We start from the raw sequence: 14,145 nt of genomic DNA, 5'->3' as shown, positions 1-14,145 counted from the left end.
GATTTTATATCCGCAGTACAACGAGCACCCAACCTTAACGTCCAGTTAATTCACAGACAGAATTAATTCTTGGCAAAGGTGTTGCAAAACTCTAGGAGCAACACTAACATTCATGGAGTCTTTGAAATTCCCGACTCTTAAGGATTGAACATATGAAGTTCTTCTCCCGCAAGGCACTCGTTGCCGCTGCAGCAGCTGCAACCATCTCCTTCGGCGGCGCTGGCGCTGCTATGGCTCAGGATACCGTACAGTCTGAGCAGGTTACCGCAACTACCACTCCTTCCTCCACCAAGACACCCGAAGGCAATAAGCTTTCCTCCGAACTCAGCTCCTCCAACTCGAATGGCAAAGACTCCGGGGACCAGGCCAAGCAAATCAAGGATTGGATCGGCGTCTTCACCGCTGTTATCTCTGCACTTGGCGCACTGTTCGCTTTTGCAAACAAGTACCTGAAGTTCTAGTTCATTCCTGAGCTTCGATGTAAAGCACCTGCTTTGAGCAGGTGCTTTTCTTGTTTTCCTGCTCGAACTCTATTCTGCCGGCCTGGAGGCACGAGCCGCTACTAATCCCCCGCCTCGTGTTCTATTCCTTTAATGCGCTCAGCTCCCAAGATGTCACGGAACAAAGTGGGATCGACGAACTGTCCAATTTTAATTACCGAAATTTGGCCAGTGGGCTCCAAGATCATCATCTGGATGTCCGCGCGCCGACCCAGCCCTGCCTTGCGAGTAGCCGAGTTAACATCACTTTCCGTAATGTGCGCAAAATGCATGTTCTCAGGCAATAACTCGCCGTCATAGACAAGAAGTACAGGTCGACGGTCGATGTAGCGTGACCAACGAATATAACGGCGGAACGTACCGAAGGCCGCCTCCAACACCATCAGAGTCAAAAGTCCGACGATACCTGCTGCCAGGGTGGGCGGGTTACCCACAATCACACGGCCCGAAACCGCGCCGAACATAATGATGATGACCGCGTCAGAGGCGGTCATCGATGTCAGTACGCGGGTACCAAAGAGCTTGACCAAAATCATGAAGGCCAAATAGATACCCACCGTGGCCAAAATGACCACAGGTATTCTATGCGGCTCAATACCCAATTGGTATAAAGCCTCACGTCCCATTAGCCCTAGCGTATCCACGGTTTTCCAGCTTACATCGAGCGTCCTTGCGCTTTCCGACGCCCCCTTCCCCGAATCATGCCTCCACACGATGGTGGCATTAGCGCCCGGGGCAAAGTGCTTATCGACGTCGCAGGTTCCCAGGCGGAGGCCGCCCAGCCACAGCAGTAGCTAGGCGGTGACGCGACGAGCTAGGCAGTGACGCGGTAGACGTCGAAGACTCCCTCGGTGTTGCGCAGCGTGGTCATCAGCTGGCCCAGCTGCTTGGTATCCGAGATGGAGAACGTAAAGCGCATGGTGGCAATGTGGTCGTCGCCGCGGTTCGAGCTCATCGACAAAACATTGAGCTTTTGCTCGCTGAATACGCCAGTTAGCTCGGCCAGCAGGCCTTGCCGGTCAATCGCTTCAAGCTGGAGGCTAGCGGAGAACTCGCCAGACGATCCCTTACCCGAAGACCATTCGACCTTCATCATGCGCTCCGGCTCAGACTTGAGCTTTTCCGCATTGGTGCAGTCTGCGCGGTGGACGGAAACACCACCACCACGGGTGACGAAGCCGAAGATAGCGTCGCCAGGGACTGGCTGGCAGCAACGCGCCAGCTTAGCCATGACATCAGGGCTGCCCTCAACCAAAATTCCGGTTCCTTGCTCTGAGTCGTGGGTGCGCTGATTACGCGAGCTTTCCAGCTCAGAGAATGGTGTACGCGACGCCAGGGCCTCTGCAGCGTCGTCTTGGTCCCCAAAGAGGGACATCAGTTGATTCGACACATGCTGTGCCGATACATTTCCGGCACCTATAGCGGTGTAAAGGGCGTCCACATCGGAATAGTGGAGTTGCTCGGCGACTTGCTTCATGGAAGAAGCAGTAAACAACCTATGCATTGGCAGGCCGCCGCGTTGAATCTCAGCCGCCAAAGCATCGCGCCCGGACTCCAAGTGCTCCTCGCGGCGCTCCTTGGCAAACCACTGACGCACTTTTGCTTTGGCGCGTGGCGAGACCAAGAAGTCCTGCCAATCCCTCGACGGCCCAGCGTTAGGATCCTTCGAGGTAAAGATCTCAACCTTGTCACCAGACTTTAGCTCTGACTCAAGCGCAACCAGCTTTCCATTGACCTTCGCACCGATACAGCGGTGGCCCACCTCGGTGTGCACAGCGTAGGCAAAGTCCACCGGCGTTGAACCCGCCGGCAGGTTGACTACATCGCCCTTCGGGGTAAATGCAAAAATCTGCTTAGCCGTAAGGTCATAACGCAGCGAGTCCAAGAACTCATTCGGGTCAGCGGCTTCCTTCTGCCAGTCCAGCAGCTGACGCATCCACGCCATCTGGTCGACCTCAGCGTCACCCTTAGCGTTCTTGCCCTTCTTCTCCTTGTAACGCCAGTGCGCAGCAACACCAAACTCCGCGTTGTAGTGCATCTCGTGCGTGCGCACCTGAACTTCCAGGGTGGAACCGCCCTCTGCAATCACCGTGGTGTGCAGGGACTGGTATACCCCGAATCGCGGCGCAGAAATATAGTCTTTAAAGCGCCCCGGAAGCGCCTGATAAAGCGAGTGCACAACGCCAATCGCGGCATAACAAGAGTTAACGTCATCAACGAGGATGCGGATACCTACGAGGTCGAAGATCTCCGCAAAATCGCGGCCACGCACCATCATCTTCTGATAGATGGACCAGTAGTGCTTCGGACGTCCCATGACCTCAGCATCGATGCCGTTTTCCCGCAGGGCCTGAGTAACCTGCGTTTTGATTTCCTTCAAAGCGCGTTCACGAGAAGGAGCTCGGTCCGCCACCATGCGTACGATCTCGTCGTATTTCTTGGGGTACAAGATGGCAAAAGAAAGGTCTTCCAGCTCCCATTTCACGTTGGCCATACCCAAGCGGTGTGCTAATGGCGCAATGACGTCGAGAGTCTGCCGTGCCTTCTTCGCCTGCTTCTCTGGGGGGAGAAAGCGCATGGTGCGCATGTTGTGGAGGCGGTCCGCCACCTTGATAACGAGCACGCGGGGATCGGTGGCCATGGCCACGATCATCTTGCGGATAGTTTCTGCCTCAGCTGCGGCGCCGAGGGCAACCTTGTCGAGCTTTGTCACGCCGTCGACAAGCCGCGCAACCTCAGGACCGAAGTCCCTTGTTAGGTCTTCGAGTGAATAGTCCGTGTCCTCGACCGTGTCATGCAGCAGTGTCGCAACGATGGTCGTGGTGTCCATGCCAATCTCAGCCGCGATGGTGGCTACGGCGAGGGGGTGGGTGATATATGGTTCCCCGGACTTACGGAACACACCCTCGTGGAGGCGCTCAGCCGTGTTGTAGGCGTTATTAAGTAGCTCTACGTCAGCTTTGGGATGGAACTGCCGGTGGATGGACATCAGTGGATCCAGCACCGGGTTGATCTTTACCCTGCCTCCGGTCAAAGACCGAGCCAAACGTGCCGACATGCTCCGCATGCCGCCATTCGGGCGCTTTGTCGACTTCTCAGTGGTCAAGGCGTCGCCCTCCTCCTAGTCATGGGGTGTATCCGGCCAACGATGGCTTTAGACACATCATTCTAGTCGGTGGCTGCTGCTTGGTTGAGCACAACCAGCGGAACATCTGCCAAACGCTCGCGACCAGCCAGTCCGTTAACTTCCAAGACCACGACGTTTCCAGCTACCTTTGCGCCCGCAAACTCCAAAAGCAGCTTCGCGCCGTAGAGCGTGCCTCCGGTGGCCAGAACGTCGTCGACAAGCACGATGCGCTTGCCTTTAATATCGACTCCCTCACCGGGAATCTCGAGCGCCGCCGAACCGTACTCCAGCGTGTACTCCTGAGTCAGAACGGGTGGTGGCAGCTTGCCCTTCTTGCGGATGGCCAAAATGCCCACGCCTAGCTTGTACGCCACGGCAGAGCCCAGCAAGAAACCGCGTGCATCGAGGCCACCAATCATCTCGGCGTCCAACTCTTCGCAGGCCTTCGCTAGGCCGTCGACAACTGCCTGAAATGCTTCGGCGTCAGCAAGCACTGGCGTCAAATCCTCGAAGAGGATGCCCTTCTCGGGGAAGTCTTGCACCAAACGCACTTTTTCATTCAGTGCCCGCGCCGCGGCGGAATAAGTTTCACTCACAACAAATCCTTTAAAAGTTCGTGTCAAATTTGAGACTAGAAATCAACAACTGATTAACGCTGAGTGCTGACTGGAGCTGCACTCGGCGCACTCCAACGATCCATGTTCCAGCCAATACCCGCAGCACCAGTGTATGGGACCACGCCCTTGACCGAGCGGTCAACGATGAAGACGCGGGGCTGGGCGGCCAAAGGAATAGAGGGGACGTCCTCCCACAGCTTTTCCTCTGCTTCTTTGATTTCCTGCAGCCGTTTGATGTTTGAGTCCGGCGTAGAGTACTCCGTCATTGGATCAACCGGGCCCAAGAATGCATCGATAGTCGGAGTCCATGTCACAGGGTCCATCTCCAAATAATGCTGCGACATGTACTCAGCAGACTGGTCTTCGACCGTGATACCGGCGGGTTCACACATCTTCTTAATCTCTTCGACCATGGCGCTGTAGCGCTCATCCGGGCCCAAGTAACCAATCTTGACGGTGTACCCAGACAGGTTCGCAGCCTTAGCCATGTCCTGACCCTGGTGCTCCTTGGCGAATTGGCCCAAATGGGTGGCGACCGGGTCAGAATGGCGCAACGTGCGCAGGTACACAGGTGGTACTTCTACGCCAGATTGCTGCGAACTGACCTTGGCCAACCGCCCATGGTCGATGCAGGAGGCAAAAGCCTCCCGGGCCCACGATTCCTGGAATACGCCGGACTGCGACAACGCCAGGGTGTCGGTCAAGCCACCTACTACGGGCTCGACCTCATAAGGGCTTGCTTGGTCAGCAGCAGGCAACCATTCTGGCTTAGCTTCAGCGGCATCGACAACACGCAAATTACCGCTATCTTTGAGAGCCTTAGCATCTGCAGTGTTGGGCCATACAACAACGGTATCTGTCGCCGGTTTATCGCCGAAGTACTCCTTGTTAGCCTTCAGGGTGATCTCGCCCTGCTCCCCCACCTTGTCCACCACGAAGGGCCCAAAGGAAACTTGCAGCTCCGGATCAAAGTCAGCAGGGGCTGTGGAGAATCCATAACGCCACGCGTCTGCCACTGGTTGCAAAGCAGTGGGGTCTTGGAAGGACAGAGTCGTGTTGAGCTCCTCCATCGTCAACCCGGCCTTCTTGGCCAAGGCATGCGCCGGCATAACGGTTCCTGGGCCAAAGAGATAGCGCCAGCGATCGCCTTGGCCTTCGTTGAAGGTGAGCGTAAATTCCTTGGAATTCGGGGCACACTCGAATTGGGCAATCTCGTTCATCAGAGGCATGTGCGAGCCGAACTCAGATGCCATCACGCCTGCGGTGAAGGCGAGCAGGTAGTCATCACAAGTTACGGGAACGCCATCGGAGAATTTTGCTTGCTCCGAGAGGGTAAAACTAATCTGCTTGTGAGGATTTTCCGGGGAGGATGGCAACTCTTCGGTCTGCACAAGATCCGAGTTGGGGATCATCTGCCCCGAGGGGCCGGGGACATAAATGGCCGGGTATAAGCGGCTGGACAACTGCGCTGCACTCGTTGCACTGCCGAACGAGGTGCCTGCATTTGTAGTGGCAAGCGGGGTATTGACCATGTATCCGAAGAAATCGGTGGACTGTGGTCCGCTCGGTTTTTCTTCCTCGTTACCGTCCCGGTTGCCTTGGTCTGAGCAGGCCGTTGCGGTGAGGCCGACAACGGCGAGGAGCGCCACTGAGGCCTTTTTAGCCCAATGGCGCTCTGTTTGTGGTTTAACTACCACCTTTTGTCCTCGCTTCTTTTCGACGTCCGTTCCCGACGTCCTGGATCAACGGCTCATCTACCGGCCTGGACGCCAGCTTGTCCCGGCGCTGCCTGGGGTGCCCGGGTTCCTAGTGGAGGGGGCCGATGCAGCATCGCTTGACGACGCCTCCCCTTCCGAATCCTGGGCTGCCAGAGAAGTGACCTTTCGGGAACCCACTGCAGCGGCGGCCACGGTGTCTTCATCTGCGTCTTCGCCGTGCTCAGCGCGGAACTGCTGCACCTCAGTGTTGTGCTTCTTGACGGACTTACGACGGTTTGCAATGGACACCAGCAATGGGGTTGCCAGGAACAACGAGGAGAAAATGCCCTCGATGACGCCAATCAGCTGAATGAGCGCAAGGTCGCGAAGGGTGCCAATGCCCATCAGCCAGACGGCGATGACGAACAGCGCAATAATCGGCAGGACCGAGATGATAGACGTGGAAATGGAACGCATAACTGTCTGGTTAACGGCGAGGTTCGCAAGCTCGCCATATGTCTTCTTGCGCTGGCCCTGGAAGCCTTCAGTATTCTCGTTGACCTTGTCAAAGACGATAACGGAGTCATAGATAGAGAAGGTCAGCACCGTAAGCAGACCAATGACGACTGCCGGGGAGACTTCTAGCCCGAAGATGGCGTAGATGCCTGCGATGATGACGCCGTCAAGAATCAGCGCGAGAATCGCTGCGAAGGCCATGTCTCGCTGCAGTCGAACTGCGACATACACCGTCGCCGTCGCAAGGAATACAGCCATAGCGAGAAGCATGCGCTGCGTAATCGCGGATCCCCATGACTCAGACACAGTTGAAGAACCAATTGCATCCGGGGTGGCCTTGCCCTCGGCATCCTTTGGATGATACTGCTCAAAGATTGCTTGGCGGGCGGTGTCTACCTGCTCCTGAGAAAGGCGTTCGGAAGTGATTTCCAAGGTACGCGAGTCGCCGGCGCCGACGATCTGCACCATTTCCGGCTCGACACCAATAGCTTCTTCGAAGGTATCGCCAACCTGCTCTGCCACCAGATCGGCGGCTGGCATGTTCAGCTTGGTGCCGCCCTCGAAGTCAAGGGAGAGGCTAAAGCCGCGAATTGCAATGGCCAAGATGGACGCAGCGACCAATACTGCGGTGATGGCGTACCACGTCTTGGAACGACCAATAAAGTCGTATCCGCCCTCGTCTTCATACAGACGATCCATCTTGGAGATCTTGTGATTGTTCACTTTAGTAGTCATCTCTACTTGTCCTCCTCGGTGAGGCGGGAATCGGCTGCTGCTGTATGAGACGCTGCAGCTGCGCTTGCAGCGGTTTCCTTGTGTCCGGTTTTTCCAGACTTTGCGTAATAACCACGGGCACGACGTTCCTCAACCAGAGCGTAAATACCGCCAAGTCCGTTCATAGACGGCTTAGCTGCTGCTGGCCTTGCGCCGATGAGCTGCATCAGCGGAGCCATAATGAGGAAGGAGACAACCAAGTCGAATGCGGTGGTCAGGCCCATAGTGAAGGCGAAGCCTTTGACCTCACCAATTGCGAGGAAGTACACGATGACAGCGCCAATAAGCGTAACAGCGTTACCCGTAACGATGGTTGCGCGTGAGCGCTCCCACGCCTTGGTAGTTGCCGAACGGAAGGTTCTGCCTTCCAACAGCTCATCCTTGATGCGCTCGTAGTAGACCACGAAGGAGTCCGCAGTAGCACCGACACCAATGACCAAACCGGCGATGCCCGAAAGGTCCAGCGAGTAGCCAATCCAGCGACCCAACAGAACGAGTGCACCGTAGGTCAAAATGCCGGAGGCGACGAGGGTAATCAGGGAGACACCGGCGAGTGCACGGAAGTAATACAGCGAGTAAAGGACAACCAAGATGAAGCCCACGATGCCCGCGATGAGTCCGGCCTTCAGAGCAGCCTTACCCAGTGATGGTGGAACAGTTTCCACGGTGCCGCCTGGCTCGCCATTGGAACCGGTAAAGGACAGCGGAAGAGCGCCATACTTGAGGTTGTTAGCCAGGCTAGTTGCTTCTTCTTGGCTGAAGTCACCGGTGATGGAGGTAGCGGAGCCAACCGGAGTTGCGCCCTGGATGACTGGAGCAGAAATAACCGCAGAGTCAAGGGTGATGGCGACCTGCTTCTTCAGGTTCTGCTGCGTCACCTTGGACCAAGTCTCGGAACCGTTAGGGCCATCGCCGGTCTTGAAGGCGAAGCTGATCTCCATCTGGCCGGTCTGCGGGTTGAGGCCACCGTTAATTGGCTTGTTGGTGTCAATCTCGTTACCGGTCAAACGAGTACCGTTGGGATCCTTTATGCCTTCGAGCAATGGCGCTGGGGCCAAAAGGTATGGGGTTTTGTTTGCAAAGTCACAAGCCACGAACTGCTTTGCTGGATCATCGGTACCAGCAAGCGGATCAGAATCAGCATCGCACTTCAAAAGGGCCGCTGCAGCGGAGATAGTCGTTGGGTCGTCAGACTGACGGTCCTTGCGGAGCATCGCCGTCATCTCATCGCGAAAATCGGCCTTCTCGAGCGAGTTTGAGGGCTCCTTCTTTGGCTTTGCGGTAACAGTCGGGGCCTGTGAGTCCTCCGACTTCTTGTCCTTCTTTTCTCCGGACTGTTCCACGGCCTTCTTAATAGCATCATGTACTTGCTTTAGTGACGCGTTGGCTTCCTCCACGCTAAGAACGCGGTACTCAACCCACCGGTTTGCCATGTCGAGCAAAGTGTCATTGAGCTTGTTCATGTCCGGCATCGGCTGTTGCGCAACTGGACGGAACAAAAGCTGGGAAGTCTGGCCCACTGCCTGCGCCTGGGAAGCATCCTCGCCTGGAACCGTGATTACGAGCGTGGAACCATTGATCACAACCTCGGAACCAGAAACGCCCATTCCGTTGACGCGCTGTTCAAGGATGTTACGAGCTTGCTGGAGCTGGTCTTGAGTGGGCTCCTCGCCTTGCGGTACGAGGGTCACACGGGTACCGCCCTGCAAGTCAATGCCGAGTTTCGGCGTGCCTTGGCGAGCACCAGTCAGGAAAATAAGGGCATAAATGGCAACGACGATTAGCGCAAACAAGGCAATGGCACGCTTTGGCCACTGCCTGTTCCTATTGCGCAATGCGCCACGATTCTTTGCGGACAAGGAGTTCTCCTGTGCAACTAAAACAGGGTTTTACGATTAACTTTGAATAATTCGTGGGCATTTGAAACAAAAGTCCACGAGCACGATCCCTCATGCTACGTCATGAAAGGCCCAATGACTTAACGGGCTCTCAGCTTTTCCACCTAGTGTGATAAGCGCTACAAAACGGCAGCTGGAATCGCACTAGCGAATCCCGTTTGCTTCCTCTTCACTGACGATTTCCGGCGTACGAACAATGGCCATCTTGTCGAAGGTGATTACGACGCCTCCGGCCACTTCTAGATCCACTTCCTGCTCGCGGGTAGCCGCGACAGTCCCGTGCAGGCCGCCCGCAGTAATTACTTTCTGCCCTACATACAAATTTTGCTGCAGTTCAGAAAGTTTGTTTTGACGCTCACGCTGTTTGCGCATCGTCATAAAACTAGGGAGGAAGATGAGAATTGCGAGAACTAGAAGAAGTGCGTATTCCATAACTGGCTAGTGTGCCAGACTCATGCACACAGATGCCAGCCCTTGCACTAGAAGAGCGCCTCCCCTAGCGTTCCCTCCGGCGGTTCCAAACCGATGTGCCGCCACGCCGCGGCAGTTGCCACACGACCGCGGCCTGTGCGGGCAATCATGCCAGCACGAACGAGGTAAGGCTCGCACACTTCCTCCACGGTGGAGGGCTCCTCCCCCACTGCCACAGCGAGGGCATTTACACCGACTGGGCCACCACCGTGGCCCTTGATCAAGGCTTCCAGGACGGCCCGGTCGAGGCGATCTAGCCCCATTTCATCGACGTCGAAGACAGCAAGGGCGCCTTGGGCGGCCGCTAGATCAATGTGTCCATCACCGTTTACCTCAGCGAAGTCACGGACTCGTCGCAGCAAGCGGTTGGCAATACGCGGGGTTCCTCGTGAACGAGAACCAATCTCAACCGCCGCGTCTTGGTCAATCTCCACATCAAGAATGGTCGCGGCACGGGTAATGACCTTGGTCAAATCTGCGGTGTCGTAGTACTCCATCTGGGCCGTAAAACCGAAGCGGTCGCGCAACGGTCCCGTGAGCATGCCGGCGCGAGTAGTGGCACCAACGAGAGTAAATGGCGGAATCTCCAAAGGAATCGAAGTGGCACCCGGACCTTTACCCACGATGACGTCAATACGGAAGTCCTCCATCGCCATATAGAGCATCTCCTCCGCAGGGCGGGCGATGCGGTGGATCTCGTCGATGAAGAGGACGTCGCCTTCCATCAGGTTCGACAGCATCGCTGCGAGGTCGCCTGCGCGTTCCAACGCTGGACCCGATGTCATACGCAGTGATGTGCCAAGTTCTTGGGCAATGATCATCGCCATGGTGGTCTTACCCAGGCCGGGTGGGCCCGAAAGCAGCACGTGGTCTGGAGTGACGCCGCGATTCTTAGCACCATTGAGCACCAAGGACAGCTGCTCGCGCACCTTAGGTTGGCCGATGAACTCGTCGATGGACTTAGGGCGCAAGGAGCGCTCGATGTCGTGTTCACCTTGCTGCTTTGTGGCATCGACGTCAGCATTGCGCGCCGCGGACATGCTGGAGGTAGTGCTTTGCCCAGCTACCAGGCCGTCCGGTAACTGAAACTCAGTGCGTTCTACGTCTGACATGTCTTTATACCCTTTGTTTAGATTGTTGCGCGCTGACTCTGACAGCGGAGACTATTTCTTACGTCCCAATTGTGCCAGTGCACCACGAAGGACAACCGCCGTTTCTGCGGCTGGCTCCTCCGCCACGATGCCCTCCACGACTGGACGGGCGGCTTTGTCGGTGAAACCGAGTCCAACGAGTGCCTCCACCACTTGGTCGACCACCGGCCCATGGGCCACCGCCGCGGACGCTTCCTGCCCTGGCTGGGCCTGAGGCGCAAAGGCGCTGACCTTATCCCTCAGCTCGAGTGCGAGGCGCTCTGCCATGCGCTTGCCAACGCCCGGAATAGTTTGCAGTGTCTTCGCATCGCCGGAGGAAATGGCCTGAGCTAGCTGGCTTGCCCCCATAACAGATAGCGCCGCCAGCGCCAGCTTGGGTCCGAGCCCAGAGACGGTCTGGAGGACGTGGAACATCTCGCGGTCCTCATCGTTGCTAAAGCCGTAAAGGGTCATGGAATCTTCCTTGACCACCATCGAGGTCAGCACAGTTGCTTCATCGCCCCGGTGCAAAGTGCCGAGGGTCACTGGCGTAGCAAGAAACTTGTAACCAACGCCGACGCATTCGATGACGGCATGATCAAGGCTGATGGACAACACTGTTCCGCGTAGTGATGCAATCACAGCGTCAGCTCCTTTTCTTTATTCTTTCTGCTAGTTCCTAGCTCTGTAGTTTTTCTATCGAGATTTTGCATGTGGCATAACGCTCCGTATGCCAGCGCGGCTATGCGCTACTGGCTGGTCGCGGCTTCTTTGCCCGGCCTTTCACGCCACTCGTCTTCGGCCATGTGCCTGTGTTCTGCCCTATTCGAGCCAAGGCTGGGGCACGCCAGCAGTGACAAACTGCTAGGGCCAAGGCATCTGCGGCATCCGCCGGCTTGGGTGGTTCGCCCAAACCAAGGATGCGCGTAATCATCGCGGTCATTTGCTTCTTGTCTGCCCGGCCGTTGCCAGAGATAGCCTTCTTCACCTCTGACGGGGTGTACATATGCACCGGAATGTCGCGCTCAGCGGCAGCTAGGACCACCACGCCAACGACGTGCGCGGTTTGCATCACCGTGGATACTTCACCACGTTCGAAGACTCGCTCGATAGCAACCACATCCGGCTTGTAGTCCTCCATCCACTCTTTGACAGCTATGGAAAGACGCAAAAGACGCTCAGTAAGCTCCTTATCGCTGGGGGTACGGGCAACACCGACCGCCACAGGTATCACCGAGCGACCACGCCCTGCTTGCACCACAGAAAGACCACACCGGGTAAGACCAGGGTCTATCCCCATAACGCGCAGGCCTTCCAGATTCACAGCCAACCCCCTCCTAGTCTGGACAATCTCTTTGCGCCTAGACGGGCGCAACAGCGAAAAGAACTAAAGTGAATTCACAGTCCAGTCAATCATACACACACATGTTCTAAGAATGTGCAGGGGCAGGGAGCCTGCGATAGTAAAACGCAAACACGCCCGAGCAGTGCAATCATGCGCGGGCGCGTTTTAAACCTTGTTTAGACCTTGTCTAGTGAGAATCTGCGCAGTGTAGATCCCACAGCAAGCAGTTTAGTCCTGCTCGAGTTCTGCCAAGACAGCCTCAGAAAGGTTCATGTTGGTGTAGACGTTCTGCACGTCATCAGAATCTTCGAGGGCGTCGATCAGGCGGAAGATCTTGCGGGCATCGTTTGCCTCGAGCGGAACCTCGACGGAAGCACGGAAGTCGGTGTCATTATCGTCGACCTCGATACCAGCCTCGGTGAGGGCTTCCTTCACTGCCGGAATATCACCAGGTGCGCAAACTACCTCGAACTTCTCGCCGAGGTCATTGACCTCTTCAGCGCCTGCTTCCAGAACTGCCATCAGGACGTCATCCTCGGTCAGCTCGCCCTTGTTGACCAAGACAAGGCCGGTGCGGGAGAACATGTAGGCCACGGAGCCAGACTCGCCCAGGTTGCCGCCGTTCTTGGACATTGCGGTGCGAACATCGGTGGCTGCACGGTTGCGGTTATCGGTAAGGCACTCGATGAGCATTGCCACACCGTTCGGGCCATAGCCCTCGTACATGATGGTCTCCCAGTCAGCACCGCCGGCCTCTTCGCCGGAGCCGCGCTTGCGGGCGCGCTCGATGTTATCGTTCGGCACGGAGGCCTTCTTGGCCTTCTTGATCATGTCATCGAGAGTCGGGTTAGCAGCCGGATCGCCACCACCGGTGCGGGCCGCGACCTCGATGTTCTTAATCAGCTTGGCAAATTCCTTGCCGCGCTTGGCATCGTTAGCAGCCTTCTTGTGCTTGGTAGTAGCCCATTTGGAGTGTCCGGACATTTCATCCCTTTCATTGTGGCTCTATGAAACTGCCTGCAATTATACGGACGGCGTAGAGCAGTTAAAAACAGCCCCCACCGTTTTCCGGCGTTTGAGTGAGTGTTTTTCTAGACGTTTTGCCAATTGCCGTTGTGCGAGCCTATCTGCATGCCCTCGCGCACGGTTCGGGTAAGCCCTTCCTGGACCACCACGGCAACCAAGTCCCCGCCCTGGTTAAAGATCTTTCCGGTGGCCAGACCGGTCGCATTCTGCGCGGATGGTGATTCCTGCACATACAGCAACCACTCATTAACGCGCACTGGACGCAGGAACCAGATCGAGTGATCCAGGCTGGCAAGCTGTACTTGCTCGCCTTGATGTGGCAGCAGCGAAGCACGGATTAAGGTCATGTCAGACATATAGGCAAGTGCCGCACGGTGGGCATCCTGGCTGCTTTCTGACGCCGCAAATTCTGGCGCGGTGTTACGGAACCACACGTAGCGGAACCCAGCGCCTGTGGCTTCTGCAAGTTCAGGGTCACGGCTTTCCTGCGGGACCAAACGGATATCCCAGTCTTCCCACTCGCGCAGGATGATGCGGGTGGAATAAGGAGCACCACCGCCGGCGGCTGCAGCCTCCTCCGGGCCCATAACCTCCGGCATGGCGTCCTGGTGCTCAGGACCAAAGTCATCGGCGATGTGGAAACCCGCGTTGAGCATGAAAATCAGGCGATCGTCTTGGAAGAGGCGCACCTGACGGGTAGCAAAAGAGCGGCCGTCCCGCACGCGTTCTACCTCAGCACGCGCAGGCGCGGCGGCATCACCCGGGCCCACGAAGTAGCCATGCAAGGAATGCACGAGCTTTCCTTCAACGGTGTGCTGGGCTGCAGCGAGCGCCTGGGCTACCACCTGCCCGCCAAAGGTGCGCGCAATCTGGGACGGAACCATGGGCACGGAAAAGACATCACCCTGAGCCTTTTCGTTCAGCGGCGCTAAATCGATAACCTCGCACACCTTAGCCATTACCTACGCGGGACTCCTCTCTTTGCTCAACGCGCAACATTAACGTGCGTTCTTCACATGCAACCTTCACATGCAACCCTGCCAA

13 protein-coding genes are annotated in these 14,145 nt (G+C 56.6%); 1 reads left to right on the top strand and 12 read right to left on the bottom strand.

Annotated features, from left to right (window positions below; translation table 11 throughout):
* Window positions 1–152: 152 nt before the first annotated feature.
* A complete protein-coding gene (locus CHU71_RS06155; protein ID WP_147760482.1) occupies window positions 153–461 on the top strand; it encodes a hypothetical protein in 309 nt (102 codons plus the stop codon).
* A gap of 101 nt (window positions 462–562) precedes the next feature.
* Here CHU71_RS06155 and CHU71_RS06150 read toward each other — a convergent pair whose 3' ends face one another.
* From CHU71_RS06150 to CHU71_RS06095, 12 genes are all read right to left on the bottom strand, one after another.
* Complete coding sequence (locus tag CHU71_RS06150; protein ID WP_005529229.1) at window positions 563–1,126, bottom strand: DUF421 domain-containing protein; 564 nt, start codon at window positions 1,124–1,126, stop codon at window positions 563–565.
* A 188-nt stretch (window positions 1,127–1,314) separates the two neighbouring features.
* On the bottom strand, window positions 1,315–3,567 hold the full coding sequence (locus CHU71_RS06145) for a bifunctional (p)ppGpp synthetase/guanosine-3',5'-bis(diphosphate) 3'-pyrophosphohydrolase (RefSeq protein WP_370450499.1): 2,253 nt from the start codon (window positions 3,565–3,567) through the stop codon (window positions 1,315–1,317).
* Window positions 3,568–3,668: 101 nt separating this feature from the next.
* Window positions 3,669–4,223 carry an adenine phosphoribosyltransferase gene (locus CHU71_RS06140; RefSeq protein ID WP_147760480.1) on the bottom strand — a complete coding sequence of 185 codons (555 nt, stop codon included), beginning with the start codon at window positions 4,221–4,223 and terminating at the stop codon, window positions 3,669–3,671.
* 53 nt (window positions 4,224–4,276) lie between these two features.
* Window positions 4,277–5,893, bottom strand: a complete 1,617-nt coding sequence (locus CHU71_RS06135; RefSeq protein ID WP_147760479.1) for an ABC transporter substrate-binding protein — start codon at window positions 5,891–5,893, stop codon at window positions 4,277–4,279.
* A gap of 105 nt (window positions 5,894–5,998) precedes the next feature.
* Window positions 5,999–7,192, bottom strand: a complete 1,194-nt coding sequence (gene secF / locus CHU71_RS06130) for a protein translocase subunit SecF (RefSeq protein WP_046646631.1) — start codon at window positions 7,190–7,192, stop codon at window positions 5,999–6,001.
* Window positions 7,193–7,194: 2 nt separating this feature from the next.
* Window positions 7,195–9,090, bottom strand: coding sequence for a protein translocase subunit SecD (secD, locus tag CHU71_RS06125; protein WP_082254381.1), 1,896 nt, complete (start codon window positions 9,088–9,090; stop codon window positions 7,195–7,197).
* 183 nt (window positions 9,091–9,273) lie between these two features.
* Window positions 9,274–9,561: a preprotein translocase subunit YajC gene (yajC, locus tag CHU71_RS06120; protein ID WP_046646632.1), complete on the bottom strand. Its 288-nt coding sequence runs from the start codon at window positions 9,559–9,561 to the stop codon at window positions 9,274–9,276.
* Between the two features lie 47 nt (window positions 9,562–9,608).
* Window positions 9,609–10,712, bottom strand: coding sequence for a Holliday junction branch migration DNA helicase RuvB (gene ruvB / locus CHU71_RS06115; RefSeq protein WP_110092462.1), 1,104 nt, complete (start codon window positions 10,710–10,712; stop codon window positions 9,609–9,611).
* A gap of 51 nt (window positions 10,713–10,763) precedes the next feature.
* Window positions 10,764–11,372, bottom strand: a complete 609-nt coding sequence (gene ruvA, locus CHU71_RS06110) for a Holliday junction branch migration protein RuvA (RefSeq protein WP_147760478.1) — start codon at window positions 11,370–11,372, stop codon at window positions 10,764–10,766.
* A 100-nt stretch (window positions 11,373–11,472) separates the two neighbouring features.
* Window positions 11,473–12,054: a crossover junction endodeoxyribonuclease RuvC gene (gene ruvC / locus CHU71_RS06105; RefSeq protein ID WP_046645375.1), complete on the bottom strand. Its 582-nt coding sequence runs from the start codon at window positions 12,052–12,054 to the stop codon at window positions 11,473–11,475.
* Window positions 12,055–12,303: 249 nt separating this feature from the next.
* Window positions 12,304–13,059, bottom strand: a complete 756-nt coding sequence (locus CHU71_RS06100; protein ID WP_046645374.1) for a YebC/PmpR family DNA-binding transcriptional regulator — start codon at window positions 13,057–13,059, stop codon at window positions 12,304–12,306.
* A gap of 107 nt (window positions 13,060–13,166) precedes the next feature.
* Complete coding sequence (locus CHU71_RS06095) at window positions 13,167–14,060, bottom strand: acyl-CoA thioesterase II (protein ID WP_049146490.1); 894 nt, start codon at window positions 14,058–14,060, stop codon at window positions 13,167–13,169.
* Window positions 14,061–14,145: the final 85 nt, after the last annotated feature.

This window comes from Corynebacterium sp. LK14 (assembly GCF_008042215.1).
In the GTDB taxonomy this organism is placed as follows: domain Bacteria; phylum Actinomycetota; class Actinomycetes; order Mycobacteriales; family Mycobacteriaceae; genus Corynebacterium; species Corynebacterium striatum.
This window is presented reverse-complemented; position numbering and strand designations above follow the sequence as displayed.